General features: G+C 49.3%; 10 protein-coding genes. 1 reads left to right on the forward strand and 9 read right to left on the reverse strand.

What is annotated here, in order from left to right; translation table 11 throughout:
- Positions 1–263 precede the first annotated feature (263 nt).
- Complete coding sequence (locus HMPREF9999_RS03345; protein ID WP_009436941.1) at positions 264–3,056, reverse strand: TonB-dependent receptor; 2,793 nt, start codon at positions 3,054–3,056, stop codon at positions 264–266.
- Positions 3,057–4,418: 1,362 nt separating this feature from the next.
- Here HMPREF9999_RS03345 and HMPREF9999_RS03350 point away from each other — a divergent pair.
- Positions 4,419–6,509 carry a TonB-dependent receptor gene (locus HMPREF9999_RS03350; RefSeq protein WP_157049593.1) on the forward strand — a complete coding sequence of 697 codons (2,091 nt, stop codon included), beginning with the start codon at positions 4,419–4,421 and terminating at the stop codon, positions 6,507–6,509.
- A 287-nt stretch (positions 6,510–6,796) separates the two neighbouring features.
- Here the strand turns inward: HMPREF9999_RS03350 and HMPREF9999_RS03355 are convergent, their stop codons facing one another.
- The 8 genes from HMPREF9999_RS03355 to rbfA all read right to left on the reverse strand — a co-directional run bounded on the left by HMPREF9999_RS03355 (position 6,797) and on the right by rbfA (position 17,356).
- Positions 6,797–7,882 carry a 4-phosphoerythronate dehydrogenase gene (locus tag HMPREF9999_RS03355; RefSeq protein ID WP_009436945.1) on the reverse strand — a complete coding sequence of 362 codons (1,086 nt, stop codon included), beginning with the start codon at positions 7,880–7,882 and terminating at the stop codon, positions 6,797–6,799.
- Positions 7,883–8,036: 154 nt separating this feature from the next.
- Positions 8,037–9,968 (reverse strand): Ig-like domain-containing protein, encoded by a 1,932-nt coding sequence (locus HMPREF9999_RS03360; protein WP_009436946.1) that lies wholly within the window; start codon positions 9,966–9,968, stop codon positions 8,037–8,039.
- A 106-nt stretch (positions 9,969–10,074) separates the two neighbouring features.
- Complete coding sequence (locus HMPREF9999_RS03365) at positions 10,075–11,583, reverse strand: GH3 auxin-responsive promoter family protein (protein ID WP_009436947.1); 1,509 nt, start codon at positions 11,581–11,583, stop codon at positions 10,075–10,077.
- Positions 11,584–11,626: 43 nt separating this feature from the next.
- Positions 11,627–12,394, reverse strand: coding sequence for a 2-C-methyl-D-erythritol 4-phosphate cytidylyltransferase (gene ispD / locus HMPREF9999_RS03370; RefSeq protein WP_009436948.1), 768 nt, complete (start codon positions 12,392–12,394; stop codon positions 11,627–11,629).
- A gap of 118 nt (positions 12,395–12,512) precedes the next feature.
- Positions 12,513–13,757, reverse strand: a complete 1,245-nt coding sequence (locus HMPREF9999_RS03375) for a 3-deoxy-D-manno-octulosonic acid transferase (protein WP_009436949.1) — start codon at positions 13,755–13,757, stop codon at positions 12,513–12,515.
- 6 nt (positions 13,758–13,763) lie between these two features.
- Entirely contained in the window at positions 13,764–15,323 is a 1,560-nt protein-coding gene (gene gltX / locus HMPREF9999_RS03380; RefSeq protein WP_009436950.1) for a glutamate--tRNA ligase, read from the reverse strand.
- Between the two features lie 347 nt (positions 15,324–15,670).
- Positions 15,671–16,897, reverse strand: a complete 1,227-nt coding sequence (locus HMPREF9999_RS03385) for an FtsX-like permease family protein (protein WP_009436951.1) — start codon at positions 16,895–16,897, stop codon at positions 15,671–15,673.
- Between the two features lie 123 nt (positions 16,898–17,020).
- The gene (rbfA, locus tag HMPREF9999_RS03390; protein WP_044063079.1) at positions 17,021–17,356 is read right to left on the reverse strand and encodes a 30S ribosome-binding factor RbfA; all 336 of its coding nucleotides are present in this window, start codon (positions 17,354–17,356) and stop codon (positions 17,021–17,023) included.
- Positions 17,357–17,450: the final 94 nt, after the last annotated feature.

The raw sequence follows: 17,450 nt of genomic DNA on the forward strand, positions 1-17,450 counted from the left end.
AATAACTCTGCTTTTGGTGTCTCAAACTTTAATTCTGGTCTGCTGTTGATTTTCTTTTGTATGCTCGCAATCTTTTTATCGGTAACTTCATTTTATTACCTTTGTATTCCTCACGGAGGCACTTGTGCTGACACAATCCCCAAGCATGATATAGAAAACTGCTGTTCATAACTGTACACTTGTGGGTGATAATCGATATATACAATTTGTTTGGCAGTTTTCTTCTGTTTAAACAACATTACTCCAAATGTGAGATGAACGAATTAAAATTGCCACGCAAGGTGGAACATTAGGTAGCGCGGGATGGTCAGTTGGGTGGTTTCCTGCCAATATGTGGCGGTGAGGAGGCGCTCCGTGTTGTGCAACTGACGGAGCAGGTCGTAAGCCTCAAGGCGCACAGACCAATGCTTGCCGAAGGATTTGCTCAACGATGCGTTCCAGAGATTGCTGAAACGGCGCACCTGCGTGTTTTCATACCCTGAGCGCAGAAAGAAGGTGAAGTCCGAAGTGGCTTGGAAGCCGAAGGGAAGATTATAGGTCAGTACCACGCCCATTGTCCAGTCCGTGCCTTTGAGGGGCTTTCCAGCTTGGGCTTTTGCGCTGAGGAGACTGATGCCAGCTTTGAGCGAGGCTTGCAGACTTTGAAGCCGCCATGTGAGGCGAGCATGAACCTTCGTGTTGAACGAATTGACGTGATTGAGCACTGCAGGAATAAGATGAGTGCCAAGTGTCGTCGCAAGGAAATGCTGCTGTTGCCATGTGCCTTCTGCTGTTGTTCCAAACACCCAACGATTGTCTGTGCCAAGATTGCAACTATAACCTCCATTGAAGCCCAAGAGGTAGTCACCACTGACATTTTCGGGGGTAAAGGTATAGCTACCTGTTGCCAGATCGAGAACGCTCGCCCAGATGATTTTGTTACGGTCTGTGCTCCAGCGTCCGTTGGCGTGCCACGACTGTGCGTGTCGTTGCGAACGCCCCGAGTAGTTGAGCTCTACACTGTGCGTTAGCGAGGATTTGAGGTGAGGATTGCCCCGATAGCGCATTTGCGTGTCGTAACTATCGGTCAAATCAAAGAGTTGCGAAAGCTCTGGTGCTTTTCGGCTGAGGCGATAATAAAGATGTAAGCCCCAAGGAGACAGCCAAGTGAAGGACGGCTGGATGAATGTGTAATGCGGATGCACGGAAGGGGTACGACTATCGTGCGCCGTGGCGTGTTCAAAGCTGAGTGGAAGGCGAAGCATCAAAGCATGCTTGTTGATCCAAGTGCGCCATTCGCTGCGCACTTCATGCTTGTTGTTATGGTCGGCATAGCGATAGGAGTTATTCGCATCCTTCACCATCGCAGGCAAAGTTGTTCTGCCCATCGCTTCAGCCATGAAAATATCACGGCTTCGCTCATTATTGGTGTGCGAAAATCCATACGACAAGGTCCACTGCCATGCTCTCCAACGTATCTCGTAGTCAATGCCTGTGCTGAGGTTGTAAGTCTGCGTCGGAAGCGTTGCGATTTTCTTCTCTAGCAGATTAAATTGTGCATCGGGTGTGAAGCGGTCCAAGTCTTCCCCACTGCTCGTTTTCCCATCAGCGAAACTGCCATCGGCACGCAGTGTGATGCCGTTGCCCGTCCAAGGCGACACGAACTTCACTTTCAGACCAAGTGCTGCCTCCAACCGGTGCGATGCATGATGACTCTTGCTGCGTGTGTCGCTCATCAGCAAGGGGGCATAGGTGGGAAGGCGCAAGGAGTCGAGCAGAGAAAGGGCAGGCACTAGCGCGGAGGTAGTTATCGCTCCATGCGTCAGGGCATCGTCATTCTCTTTGTGATAATTGAGCAAGGACGCCACTTCAATGAATGTTTTGCGAAGTGGTAGAACTAAGCGACCATTGTATTCAAAGTGTCGTCGCTCCGACTCTCCTGTGGTAGCGTGCATGCTGTTGGTCGTTGTGCCGTCTGTGAGGAAATTGCGTTGTATCGCCGTATTCCCTATCGTCTCCCACTGCCGACCACCTTTCACGGAAGCGGTCAAATAAGTTTTCGTTCGGCGGGAAGTCCAGTGGAAATCAGCACCGCCTTCTTGGTCGGTCAGAGGCTGTGTGGCGAAGTCTTCAATGCTCCACGCATCGCTCTCCGTGGGACGTTGCGTGTCTCCCACATTGTTCAAACGCCCATAGACCGAAAGGCGTGAAATGTCGTTCGTGCGCATGCCAAACCCGCGCACATTGTAGCGGTGGTGCGCACCACCGCCAGCGTCCACGTTGCCCAGCCAGCGCTCGTGAAACTCTTTTTTCAAGCGCACATCCATCACCAAAGGATTTTGCGACTTTGTCGTTGAATCGGGTGCCATCAAGTAGCTGTCTTCAGCCTCCTTGCGATACACCTTCACCTTGTTCACGGCATAGGCGGGGAGGTTGCGCAACGCCACAGTGGCATCACCATTGAAGAAGTCCTTGCCATCGATGAGCAAACTGCTGACAAATTCGCCATTCACCATGATTTGTCCCCCGCCATGCAGACTCACACCAGGGAGTTGCTCAATGAGTTTGTCCAACAACGACCCTTCTGCCAACTGAAAGGCATCGGCGTTGTAGACAATCGTGTCGCCTTTGACCAGCATCATAATCTTAGAAGCGCGCACCGTGGCTTCTTTGAGATTGATGCCTCGTTCTAACGGCAAATCTCCCACTTCAAAGAGCGTCACTCGCTTCCCGTTCTTTTTCTCTGGAACGACAATCGGGTGTTGCAGCGTCATAAATTTAGCCTTGCTTATGATAAGCGTATAATTGCCTGCGGTTGGAACGCCAAGACTAAACTCAATGAGCACATCGCCATTACTGTCCACATTATAGAGCTTATAGTAATCGACGCTTTGGGTGCGCGAGACGGTGTCACCCTTGGCATCTACGGCGACGATTTCAGCATGCTCAAGTGGTTGCAAGCTCAGAGCTTCGACCACACGTCCATGTATATAGATACTGTCTATACTTTCTTTTTGCTGCGCGGACAGAGCAGTATTACATAATAGGAATAATACGAGGGAGAAAAAATATTTCATTTGAAAGTATAATGTACAAGGAGTCTGTAAAAGACTGTTAGTCTACACGAATATTTTTGTAATATGTTTTTGTAGACTGCCATTAGTGTTGATAATCTAAGGTTTTTCCCTGAACACATTGCTAAAGCTTTGTGTATTATTGCAAATGACTTGAGTCATCAGTTGTGTTTGGTGAAATCTTCGCATAAGCCTTAGCATTTGTAATGAAGGCTTCTTTTATAGTTTATCCGATATAGGAATGAAGGTGCAAGTGGTTGATTATGAGCTTAACTATTGCATCTATAAGCAATGATTATGAGCAATGTTTGTAAAAATAGTAGTTTTTTCTTCATACCAGACTACTATTAGATTGGGTAAAAGATGGAGTTAGATTGGGAGGTAAGAGGGTATATCTACGGCAAAGATAAGAGTTTGTTTTGAAATATAAATTGATAGTAGTTGTGTAATCTTGAAAAATATTTTAGGGCTAATTGTTTTTTTGTGAACTAAGATGTGATTATTTTGTGGGTTGTGTGTAAATAGTTCTTATTTGTAGTTGCGCACACCAAGTATTATAAGGAGGTGAAGATTGGTCTTTAGGTAAAAAGTGACAATTATACGTACATAATAAAAAGAGTAATAAGCATTGTGGAAAATAATACTTTGCGTTGGTGTTGTGTGGCGCTGATTTATGGTCTTTAGTCTTGATAGTTAGATAAAAATATGGCTTAAGGGTTTAACCTAAACTATTCTTTTGGATAACTCTGCTTTGGGTGTCTCAAACTTTAATTTTCTTCTGTGTACTCGCAGTTTTTTGCAGCTGGCTTTTTTGAGGGGTATACTATCTGATGAGTTTGTTTGTATTTTCAATCGCTCCTTTCTGCCATGAGGCAAAGATTTGCAATCTTTGCTCTGAGGTAAGTTGTTTGTATATAAGTAATACAAAGATAATTAATCTCCGAGAGTCCTCAAAAGGGGATTTTTTATGCCTTGCAGGTATCGCTCTTCGGAGCTACGCGCCCCGACCGCGAGACAGACCCTCTGTTTTTTTCATAGATTAGAACCTATGAGAAAATGACTGGTTTATTGCACTTCAATTTTGAAAGCAAGTGCCAATATTGAAAGCAAAAGGAAATCTAATAGATGTTTTCTTTTACATTATGCTTTTTGTTTCTATGAGAATTGTTATATTTGCAATGTTATGAATACCTTCTGACGAATTAAAGTAGAAGATACCGAAAATCTAAAGAGTAGGTAAAATAATAAACTTGGAGTATGGCTAAATCATTGAACGAGATAGTGCAGTTGTTGGGGAAATCCCAGGGATTAAGCATGTAAGTACTGTTCTAAACAATGATATTTCCCAACATCAACGCAAATCTCATGAACAAAAAACTTTGCTTAGGAATACTATCCCTCTTCTCATTATGTGGACTAGCACAAACACCAGCTGACAGCGTGCAAGTGCAGCAACTCAACGAGGCTGTAGTCAATAGCGCACGAATTGTGAAAAAGACAGGTGGCTATATTCTCTTTCCTTCTTCCTTCCAACGGCAGCACACAACCAATGGGCTTGACTTGCTCTGTGTGCTACGTTTACCAGGAGTGAAGATTGATCCTGTGGAGAAAAACATAATCAGCACCACTAGTTCTGGAAAAGTGATTGTTCTCATCAATGGTGTTGAATCATCACTTGACAATTTGCAAACGTTGCCACAAGAGATGGTGGCGAAGGTGGAAATCTCCACTATTGTTCCTGCGAAATATGGAAGCCACGTAGCCGCTGTTATTGATGTGCGTACTCGTTTGGTTAATCATGGCTATGCCTTTGGCGCAAATGCGATGAATGCACTAACCACCAGTTATAATGATGATGGTGCTTGGGCAAAATATTTTCACCGAAATGCTACACTAGGTCTCCAATATAATTTCAAGGCTAACGACGTGACCAAGGCTTTCACTGAAGGTCACCAAAGTTTCTTATATCCTGACGGCCGTTCTCGTCTACGCTCCAAATCGGGAAGCTACGAAGGTAATGATTTCCGCAGCGATAACGCCGTGCTAACTTATGCTTTAGTGATTCCTAAGCAGCGAGTTGTCGATGTGAAAGGCGGATTCAGTAGTGATCGATTTCCACAGCGCACGTTGCACGAACGTGTGTGGGGAGGTGCCGCAAGCGATCTTTTCACGCTGACACACAGCAAAGAAAATCGTACGCACCTCCGTGCCTATTATGAAGAAAACCTTTCGCCAGCCGATAAACTCACACTTTCTGCGGCTGGTGCGTGGCTCAACAACCGCTACAAACGTGGACTGCGCACATCTCTCCTCAATAATGTTTATGACGTGGAGGGCGAAAAATACAGTTGGCGCGGAGAAGCCGACTTTCAACACACCTTTGCCAATGGTCATACGTTAAATGTGGGTTATCAACACGCCAATTCTTTCACGCGCAATAGTTATCTTGGCACCAACAACGCAATGTTTCGCTTTCATGATGCTACCCATTTTGCTTATGCGCAATGGAGTGGTAACTGGGACAAACTCTATTTTGCGCTAGGTCTAGGAGGTAGCCGTGAGAATTTTGGTGAATCGCAAGAACAGCATGTGTTTTGGACATTCCAACCCAATCTATCCTTGGATTATGTTTTTAACGATGTTTGGTCGCTCAACTATCGTTACGAACAAGTCCCCACGCTTCCTACGCTCTCTGAACTTTCGGCTTATCCTCATCAAGACGACGCCAATATATTTTCCATTGGCAATGCAGGACTACGCGGATTTAGCACCAACATCAACGCGCTCACACTCAGTTTTCAGCGTGCCGGCACCACAGCTTTTGCCTATGTGAACCACGAATATGCTCACCAGCGCATTGCCGATCAAGAAGTACAATTGAGAGATGAAAATTTCTGGATCAGCATTAACAATCATATCAACACACACCACTTAGATTTGGGACTTTACTTCTCGCAAGACCTGTGGAATCGTGCAGTCAATGTATATGTAGAACCCAAATTCTCTTGGGATAAATCGATTTATCTCTCATCCGCTGCTTTGCAATCTGCTTCTCTTCCCAATCCTCCACGCACCAGCAACGGCTATTTCAACCTTCAAACAGGCCTTACTGCCTATTGGCGCGCTTGGAGTCTGACGGCATACTATCGTTCTGCTTCGGAGCAACTTATAGGTCCGATACTTGTGCACAAATATGCAGTGTCTGATGTGAAACTAGGCTATCAATGGCACAAGGTTTCATTGTCTTTGGGCTTGCGAAATGCGTTCTCCAGCGGCAAGACGATGCATCAAGAACGAATTTCTTCGGTGCTTCCTAGCACAAACATCATCGGCAATCTTGGATTTCGCAACATGCTCTATGTCTCTTGCTCATGGTCACTCTTCAAAGGCCGTCAAAACAAAGCACGAAATATCAAAGACATACGCTCTAGTTGGGACAATGGGATTGTGAAATAGGTATTCCTTAATTCCAAGAATTATAAAGGATTATCCGATATTTGGAGCGATAACCTATGGATGATGCTCAAAATTTGAGACAAAATTCTCTTCATAACCCTCTCATGAATAATGGATGTAGGCTAAATGAAATGAATATAGATGTTATAGTAACTCCTGCACTACTAATCAGCACATTATGATTATAATTCTCCGTATGTAAAGGGTTTGATATATTGGAGTAATAGTGCAAGTAGTTGATTCTTGATAACTCATTATTATCACTCCAAATTCTGGAAGACGTTATTCTATTCCCTACGGAGCGGATAGTGTCCGCGTTGGAATTCGAAGGATTCGGGCGCAGAGCGCAGGCGAAAGGTGTCAGCTAGTGCATCATACTGCCGCAACTGAGATAAGGCGTTGTGGGGCAAAATAGCGGTGATTTCAGGGGATAACCACGGATAGGAGGTGGAGAATGAAGCAGGGAGCTGCGATATGACCTCTTGTGCAAAGTCGAAATTGGAGGGAAGATTGGGGGCTTGCACAGAGAGTTGCGGACAAGGAGTGGGGCGGAAATGATCGATGATGTGTTGCAAACTCATGCGTGTGCCATTGGCTTTGCCGTCTGCGCTATAGCCTGCGATGTGTGGCGTGGCAATGAAGGCAAGGTCTAGGAGTTCGCGGTCTATGTTGGGCTCGTTTTCCCATGTGTCGATGACGGCACAAGCCACTTTTCCAGATTTAACAGCAGATTTCAGTGCCCCCGTATCGGTGCATTCACCACGAGCAGCATTGATGAACACGCGGCATTGACGGAGGGAAGCGAAGAATTCGGCATTTGCCAAATGGAAGGTGGCATGCTCTCCTTCGGTGGTGAGAGGAGTGTGCAGAGTGATTACCTGACATTCTCGCGCTAGTTCTGCGAGGGTGGCAGGTTCACCCTTGGGAGGGTCGCAGTGGAGGGTGCGAAATCCTTCCGCACGGAGGGCGCGAGAAACGGCTGATCCCACGTGACCTACACCCACGATACCTACGCAGGTGTCTTGGGGATTGGGAGAAAGATGACCAGCCAGCATGGCGCGCCAAAGACTATTGCGGACATATTGTGCCACACTCTCTGCATTGCACCCTGGGCAATTGCGCCATTCGATGCCAGCTTGCGCCAGATATTCCTTGTCAAGGTGATCGTGTCCGATGGTGGCGGTCACCACCAGTTGCACCTTACTGCCTTTGAGCAGGGCTTCATTGGCATGTGTGCGCGTGCGTACGATGAGTGCATCGGCATCTTGCACATCTGCAGGAGCTATCTCCGATCCTGGACGATAAACACAGGTGCCGAACTGTTCGGCTAGTCCGTGAATAAAAGGGATTTTATCGTCAATAACGAGTTTCATAGGCTGTTTGTATCAGATTCCCCTCGAAGAGTTCAGAGAAAACGGGTCTTCTCTGTCGGCTTCGAGGGGATTTTATGGTTTCTGTAAATGGAGTGGAGGAGGACAAATCCCTAAACTATCACGACGAAGTCTAGAGGAGAGAGACCTTAATCCATTATTCTCCACGTTGGCGCAAGCGTTCGATGTTGCGCTGGTGAGTGTCAATCTTTTGTTTGTCGCTGCGTTGCTTGACAAGCGCGTCAGGTTTTTGTTTGTCTAAGCGTAGGGCGGTAACATCCCACGACTCATTCAAGTCCCAGTTGGCGCGTACCTCAATTTCTTTGGGGAAATAGTACACTTCTTCTGGATCACGACGTGGTGACCAACTGCCAGTAGTCCACTTGCCATCGCCATTGCGGTCGAAGAAGCAGCGGAGGTAGTATTTACCAGGTTGCACGTAGTAGAACTCAGCACGGCCGTTTTTCGTGGGTGCTTGTGCCACGGGTTTGCCATCGCTGCCGAGGAGTTGCACCACCGTAGATTCGTGGGCATTAGAGAGCGAGAGGAACACCGTGCCGAAGTCTTCGAGTTTAGCTATCGAGAACTTGTTGTCAGTGGCGAGATTGACGCGGCCATACAGACTGGTCATGGCTGCTGAGTCGATGACCAACTGATATTCTTGTCCCGGTCGCCACTCTGCACGCAGTCGATAAGCCAAGATGTTATTGGGCACTGTGTCGAGCGCGTACGGTGCATCGTGGTAGGTGCTATCTTTTTTCAACCGGAGATGCAGCTTTTTAGTGTCGAAACGCTGCAAAGGTTGGTCAAACTGAATGAGGATGTTGCGATTGGGTACCAAAGAACTGCTCACGTCTGCGCGGAGCTGCAGGGCCACCATTGGTGGTTGTGACTTAGAGAAATCTCCACGCTTCTCACGCTTTTCACGTTGCTTGTTCCATTTCTCTAGTTCCTTGGCTTCGTTGGCAGCGCGCTTTGCAAAAGTCGTTTTAGGCACGAGTTCGAGGGTGTCGGTCTTCGGTAGCATCTGCGCCAAAGAATCGTCCCAATTGTCGTAAGTGTAGGCAAAGCGCAAGGTGTCTTGGCGCAACAGCGTGGTATCTGCCAACCAATATGTGAGCGTGTCGTTGCCCGCAGAAGCATTCTCCACGAAGGCTTTGCTGGCATCGAAGTTGAGGCCCTGGATGGTAGGACGTTTGCGGCTAGGCCCTGTGAAGAAAGTGGTGAACCACTCCGGCACATCGCGCTGCGCTTTGAGATAGTGGCGCGTATTGACATCAATCTTGAAGGCACGCACCACCAAATCATCGGGGGTGAAGTGCGTGTAGGGTATGATGCGAATGGAGTCGTAGCGCACAGAGTCCACCCACAGGGTGTCATAGCGCGTGTCGCGGAAAGCACCAGCACGTAGATCGTTGTGGAGGAAACCGAGCATCTCACTAGGTTGCGTGAAATGGAAGTCGCCATCGGCATCTTGCAGGGCATAAAGTCGATAGTCTCTGTCGGGTGCTACCCCTTTGATAGAGAAAAATCCCGAAGCATCGGTGCGGGCTACGCGATCGAAAGCACGCTTGCCGAAGACACTGTCATTGTGCTGCTGGTAGAGACCTGCTAGGATGCCTTTGACAGGTTCGAGATCTTCGGCATTGAGCACATAGCCCGACATTTGCATGGTGTCGGTGGTCTGACCTGTGGAGAAGATGTAGGTGTATTGTCCGAGCGGATTCCCCTCATTGTTGTCGGTGATGGCATCAGAGAAGTCCACCGTGTAGGTGGTGTTGGGTCGCATCGAGTCGAGCAATTCCACGGTGATACGACGTCCCGACACCTTAATCTCGGGCGTTTCAATCTGGGGAGGCGACACGATGATTTTCTCCGTGGGATTATCCACCTTAATCAACTCGTTGAAGACCAAAGAGAACTTGGTGCGCTTGCCGTTTTGCAGTCGTTCTGGGGCAGTCATTCCCACGATGCGTGGTGGAGTCTCGTCATAGGGGCCGCCATCAGGGCCAGCACCTTGATTGGCGCAGGCAGCAATCAGACTTGTGAGTCCGATGAGAGCGAGGAGAAAGAGGGAGAATCTTTTCATGCGGTGAGCATGTTGAGGGTGAAAAATCAGAGTAGGGCAGTGTAAGCACCCGACTTTCGGCTGTAGCTGCCATCCGTAGTGTTTACTCTATCCTAATGTGCGACGGCTAAACATTGAAAGCCAGAATCTGTTCGATGATGTCGCGCGTATTGCTCAGGCGGGGCACTTTGTGTTGCCCACCCAGTTTGCCGCGGCTCTTGAGCCAATCGTTAAAGAGATTGGGACGAGCAGGCACGATTTCTAGTTCTTGGAGCGTAATATTCTTGTAGCGTTTTGCCTCATAGTCCGAATTGATGCGCTGCAAGGCTTGGTCGAGATGGCGTGCGAAAGTCGCTAAATCCTCTGGTGCACGACGGAATTCGATGACCCACTGGTGGCGGCATTTGCCTTCTGCATCCATAAACACTGGGGCTGCAGTGTATTCGCACACTTCTACTCCTGTGGCTTCGCAGGCAGCTTTGAGGCCTTGTTCGGCATTGTCCACCATGAGTTCTTCACCAAAGGCATTGATGAAGCTCTTGGTGCGGCCAGAGATGATGAATTTCCAGGGGCGCACTTGGGTGAAGCGCACCGTGTCGCCGATTTGGTAACGCCAAAGACCACAAGAGGTGGAGATGACGAGGGCATAGTTGCGACCTGCTTCCACTTCCCAAATGGGGAGAATGGTGGGATTGTCGCAGCCAACTTCTTCGAGTGGGATAAATTCGTAGAAGACGTCGTAGTCGAGCATGAACTCCATGGACTTATCGGCAGGATTGGTTTGGAGTCCGAAGAATCCTTCCGAAGCGTTGTACGTCTCCATGTAGTGCATCTTGTCGGAAGGGATGAGGCGCAGGTATTGTTCTCGGTAGGGGGTGAAGGCTACTCCACCGTGGAAGAATACTTCTAGGTTGGGCCACACCTCGGTGAGGTCTTTTGCACCCGAAATCTCCATCAAGCGCATGAGCACTGCCATCATCCACGAGGGTACACCGGCTATAGAGGTAACGTTGGCGTGAAGGGTTTCTTGTGCAATGAGGTCGCGTTTTTGCTCAAAATCTTCCAAAAGTGCCACGCGCTTGGAGGGCACACGGAAGAGGTGCACGAAGGGTGATGCGTTTTCGTTGAGAATCGCGCTCAAATCTCCTACACGCGAAGTGGTGGAATCGTAGTTGGGTTGGTGACTTCCTCCAAGAATGAGCGATTTACCAGTGAAGAGTCGGCTCTCGGGATTGTTGTGGAGATAGAGTGCCACAGAATCTCGTCCACCAGCATAGTGCAGTTGTTGGAGTCCTTGGTTGCTGACAGGGATAAACTTGCTCTTGTCGTTCGTAGTGCCAGAAGATTTGGCATACCAGCGCACTTTTCCTGGCCAGAGGATGCTAGACTCTCCGTGTCGCATGCGGTCGATGTCTGTTTTCAGACTCTCATAGTCGTTGAGGGGTACGCGCTGTGCAAAACTCTCGTAGGAGGTGATGGAAGTGAAATCGTAGCGTTCTCCATAGGCGGTGCGGGCAGCTTGACGAATCAAGCGTGCCAACACTTGGCGTTGCAGCATTTCTCCTTGTTCGGGATAGGACTGTATGGTGCGCACGCGGTGGGCGAAGAAGCGACGAACGAGAGGGGTGAGATTCATTGAAGCAAGAATTTAGGAGAAGTGGGAGAAGACGAGCGAATCACTACAAATGAGTGTCTGTGGTGTTGCTGCAGCGCAGCTCGCGATTGGATTCGGATTTCACGAGAAGGTGGTGCAGCACGTGGTAGTCTTCGGGATAGGTGAGTTTGATGTTGCTTTGTTCGCCTTCCACCAAGGCAATTTTGACATCGGGAAGATAGCGAAACACCACACCGCAATCGTCTGTGGCTTGAAAATTGGGGTCGGTGAGGGCTACATCATAGGCGCGCTGGAGGGTGGCTGCGTGAAACCCTTGAGGAGTTTGCACACGGCGGAAACGAGCGCGCGCAGGCATGGCAGCAGTGGTGCCGTTTTCGTTTACTTCCAACAAGGTGTCTGTCACGGGCACTACGAGATTGACGGCAGCGTGTGTGTCTAGAGCAGTGCAAACGCGCTCAATCACGGCTTGACTCACAGCAGGGCGCACTGCATCGTGGATGAGGAGGCGGAGCTGCTCCAAGGGTAGGTTGGTGACTTGCTCCAGTGCGCGCAGTGCATTGAGGGTAGAGTCTTGTCGCTCTGCTCCCCCGGCCACCACTGCACGGAGTTTGGGGTGCTGAGATGGGGAAAGGAGTTGGCGCACCTCGTCGAGGTGCTGAGGATGCGACACGACTATCACAACATCTATGTGCGGTGATTGCTCGAAAGCCGCAAGACTATGCTCTAAAACGGTGCGCTCTCCGATGCGAACGAACTGTTTGGGGCAGTTTGCTCCGTAGCGATGGCCCGAACCTCCGGCGAGGAGAATGGCAACTTGTAGGGTTTTAGACATTAGATACCAGACGTTAGAGGGTAGACTTTAGACGTTAGAGGAAGCACTGCCCCTTTTTGTTCGCCGCGACAGTCCTCACTTGGAGCACTCGTTAAAGATAGACGTTAATCGTTAGAGATTAGCCAAAGACGTGCTGATAAATCACGGGGGTAGCTCCAGCGTTTTGGTGAATGTAGTCGCCTGCTGCGCTTCCAGCTTGGGTGATGTGAGCAGGATTTTCCAAGAAGTCATCCATAATGATGGAGAAATCCTCGGCGTTCTCAATGCTTTTACATCCTCCATTGGCGATGAGTGCCATGGCTTCGGCAAATCGTTGGTGATTGGGGCCGATGATGACAGGAATGCCGTAGACCGCAGCCTCGGGCACGTTGTGGATGCCCACACCAAAGCCACCACCCACATAAGCCACTGTGGCATAGCGATAGATGGAAGAGAGCAATCCGTAGCCATCAATGATGAGTACGCGGTAATCGCGGACGTTTTCTAGGGTCGCTTGTGAATAGCGCAGTGCAGGAGTGGTGAGTTTCTGCTCGATTTCCTGAATGTGGGCATCGTTCACCACATGTGGAGCGATGACGAGTCGGAGATTTGGATGGCGATTGATGTAGTCTAGAAGAATATCTTCATCGGGTTGCCATGAACTTCCTGCCACCAGTACAAAGGGTTGTGAAGTTTTGCCATCTGTGGGACGTATGAATTGTTCCACGAAGGGGAGGGGTTTGGCGGCGTTGCGAATGTCAATGACACGATCGAAGCGCGTGTCTCCTACGATGGTAACGTTGTCTTGCACACCGATGGTGCGAAGGAGTTCGACAGAGCGTTCATTCTGCACGAAAAAGTGCGTGATACGGCGCAGACAACGGGCATATTTGCGGCCATACCAGCGGAAAAAGATTTGCCCTGGGCGAAATATGCTGCTCACGCTGTAGACGGGGATGGACTTCTTGGAGAGGACGTCGATGTAGTTGCGCCAAAACTCATATTTAATGAAGAATGCCATCTCAGGGCGTGACCATTTGATGAAACGTCTCGCAGCGGTGGGGCTGTCGAAGGGGAGATAACACACCACATCTGCGCCTTTGTAGTCCTTGCGTACTTCATAGCCAGAAGGCGAAAAGAAGGTGAGAAGAATCTTGCGCGAGGGTTGTTCACGGCGTAGGTGTTCGATGAGGGGCAATCCTTGTTCAAACTCTCCCAAAGATGCGGCGTGAAACCACACATATCGTGCAGTAGGGTCGATTTTCTCGCGGAGGATGCGCCAAGTGTTGCGCTGTCCACGCACCATAGCGCGCGCCTTGCGGTGACCAAAGGCCGCCACAAGGCGCACAAGAAGGGCGTAGAGATAAATACCTAAGCTATACATGCAGTGTTATCCCAATTGTTCGATGGCAAAACGCAGACGGCGCAGTGTTTCTTCTTTGCCGAGGAATGCTGAAAGTTCGTACATATCGGGACCTTTACCAGTGCCAACGAGGGCTACACGCCAAGCATTCCAGGGTTTTACACCTTCTGCTTCGCACCAAGGATCGATGGCTGCCTTTTGACTCTCAGCAGAAAAATCGGTGAGTGCTTCGAGACGTTCTGCCACTTGTGCCATGACAGCTGCACTGTCTTCTTTCCAGTTTTTACGAACGAACTTATCTTCCTTGTCGAAGGTCGTAGGAGCGAGGAAGCAGAAGTCGCAAAGTGGCCAGAGATCAGCCACAAAGCTCACATTGCGCTTCTTGGTTTGTCCGCTTTGTGCATCGACATACTCAATATTTTTGGTCTTGAGCATCTCAATCACAGCAGCAGCTTGCTCCGCAGAAGCGGTGATGTTGTGCTGAGCAAGGATGTCTACCAACTGAGGAGCGAGGGTTTCGGCAGGAGCAGCGAGGAGATACTCGCGATTGAACCACCAACCCTTCACATAGTCAAACTTAGCACCTGCTTTGGAGCACTTGCTGAGGTCGAACTTCTCAATTAATTCGTCCATAGAGAGGATTTCCTGATCATCACCAGGGTTCCAACCGAGGAGGGCAAGGAAGTTGACCACGGCTTGTGGGAGATAACCACTTTCGCGATAGCCACTGCTCACTGTGCCATCGGCAGCATGCCACTCAAGAGGGAAGACGGGGAAGCCCAATTTGTCGCCATCGCGCTTAGAGAGCTTACCATTGCCGGTGGGTTTCAAGAGGAGGGGAAGGTGAGCAAAGCGGGGCATGGTGTCTTCCCATCCGAAAGCGCGATAGAGCAGCACATGGAGCGGAGCAGAAGGCAACCACTCTTCACCACGAATCACGTGTGAGATGTCCATCAAGTGGTCGTCAACGATGTTCGCCAAGTGATAGGTGGGGAGCTGGTCTGCACTTTTGTAGAGTACTTTGTCGTCGAGAATCGTGGAATTGATGACCACATCACCGCGAATCAAGTCGTCTACATGTACATCTTCGCCAGGTTGGATTTTGAAACGAACTACGTATTGGTCGCCACGTGCAATGCGTTGTTCCACCTCTTCTGCAGAAAGGGTGAGAGAATTGCACATGTTGCCACGTGTAGAAGCATCATATTGGAAGTTGGCTGTGGCTTCGCGAGCAGCATTGAGGTCTTCGGGAGAGTCGAAAGCGATGTATGCCTTGCCCTCAGCAAGGAGCTTATCTACGTATTTCTTGTAGATTTCTCGACGTTCACTCTGACGGTAGGGGCCTTTATCGCCACCGAAGCTCACGCCTTCATCGAATTGGATGCCGAGCCATTTGAAAGATTCAATGATGTAGTCCTCAGCTCCTGGCACAAAACGCGCGGAGTCGGTGTCTTCGATGCGGAACACGAGGTCGCCACCATGTTGGCGAGCGAAGAGATAGTTGTAGAGCGCGGTGCGAACGCCGCCGATGTGTAGAGGACCTGTGGGGCTGGGTGCGAAACGTACGCGTACTTTTCTTTCAGACATATTGAGGTGTGATGTGTATATGTTGATGTGTGATGAGTCAAAAGCGACGGCAGTGCTGAAACTGTGCCGTGGTTGTGATGTTTCTTTAGAGGAGCAGAATGCCCCACCAGTAGGGAAGAGAGAAAACGTGGGAGATTTCTAAAATTATCTCCGACTTTTTGGGAAAAATCTCCGAGACTTTTGAGAAAAACTCCGACATTTTAGGAGCAACTCTCGGACTTTTTCTGTGCAACTCTTCGTTTTAGGGAAGAAAAGCTCAAAAGTGGCGCAGGAGTGAGGTGAAGGATGAGTCCTTTTATGGACTTTTTTTGAGCTATGCTGGCTTTTTTCCCTTGCGAAAGGCAGGACTATTGGAGCAAGCGTTTGGTGAGCACCTGCACAGGTATCCAAACTGAGAGGAAACCTACTCCGATGACGGTCGCCAAGATGAGGGCGATGTCCGTGAGATGAACGCTGACGGGATAAGCAGGAATGATGAAATTTTGTCCGCTGCCGAACTGGATGAGGCCGTATTCTTGTTGTAGCCAGCAGAGTCCTCCGCCGAGTGCTAAACCAAGGACGGCTCCGAGCGTTGAGATGAACATTCCTTCGCGGACGAAAATCCCACGGATGCGACTGTGGGTGAGTCCTAGGTGGCGCAAAGTCTCAGCATCGTCGCGTTTCTCAATGATGAGCATGGAGAGCGAAGAGATGATGTTGAAGCAGGCTATGAGCACGATGAAGGTGAGAAAGACATAAGCGATGAGTTTCTCCACGTTCATGATGTTGAAGACGTCGGCTTGTTGCTCCATGCGATCGAGCACCTTGTAGCGATTGCCCACAATGTGGCGCAACTCTTCCTTCACCGCTTGGAGGTCTGCGTCAGGTTTCAACTTCAGTTCGAGGCGCGAGAGTTGACCTGGCTTTTCAAAGAGATCTTCCGCAAAAGTTTTGGAAGTGAGAATGTAGCTCTCATCGTATTTTCGCTGATTCACATTGAACGCCATCCCACTGCTGTGTAGATCTTGCACTGAAAATGACTCGATAGGGTTGGCAAGATTGATACGCTCTCCATCACGTGGGGCGCAAATCTGGAGTTGTTCAAAATCAAGTGTGCCAATCTGTTGTGCTAGTCCTTGACCTAGCACTCCATATTCCACGCCGGCAGCGGAGAGGACAAAAGGTTTGCGCTTGGGATTGACTAAGATGGAGCGGATGGCAGTGACTTTCTCAAAGTTTTTGTCGACACCTTTGATGTAGACCACCAAGGGATGACCACGAAAGAGGATGAGTGCATTTTGTTCGAGCGTGGCACTGCTCGCAGCTACAGCTGGATGTAGTTGCACTTTCTGAAGCACCATGTCATCCTCTGGGGCATATTTGCCGGTAGAAGGAACTACCACAATCTGTGGATCGAAGGTGGTGTAGAGACTTCCGATGAGATCGCGAAAACCATTGAACACGCTGAGCGTGCACACCATGGCAGCTGTCGCCACTACAATGCCTCCCACGGCAATGGCCGAGATGAGGTTGATGGCGTTGTGACTCTTCTTGGAGAAGAGGTAGCGGAGAGCAATGATGTTGGTGAGTGACATGGATGAAATCGCTTGTGATGCGCAGAAAAGCAGGCTATGTCTCGGCGTGGAACTGGTCTTTAGCCTTGGATATACGGATGATTCCTGACTGCTATCCCACGATGGGTAGGGAGTAAGCGCAGCTTATTGTTGCAAGAGTCGGTCGATGTTTTCGAGATAGTCCAAGCTATCGTCTACGAAGAACTTGAGTTCGGGGATGATGCGGAGCTGATGGCGCACGCGCTTACCGAGTTCAAAACGAATGGCTGGGACATTGCCGTTGATGTTGGCCACAATCTCTTCGCTGCGCTCCGAGGGAAACACGCTGAGATAGGCGCGGCAGATGCTCATGTCGGGGCTGATGTAGCACTTGCTCACCGAAACGAGCGTACCAGCCATAGATTTGGTCTGTAAAAGGAAGATTTCGCTCAGCTCCTTCTGAAGCAGTCGCGATATTTTTTGTTGTCTTGTAGATTCCATGAGAATACGTTTGATAGTGTATGGGAAGAAATAAGGAAAGACGGCCAAAAACAGAGCTGTCATTGCGAGATAAAACTCTATCTGCAGCACACAT

Origin of the sequence: Alloprevotella sp. oral taxon 473 str. F0040 (genome assembly GCF_000318095.2) — a bacterium.
Lineage (GTDB): Bacteria > Bacteroidota > Bacteroidia > Bacteroidales > Bacteroidaceae > Alloprevotella.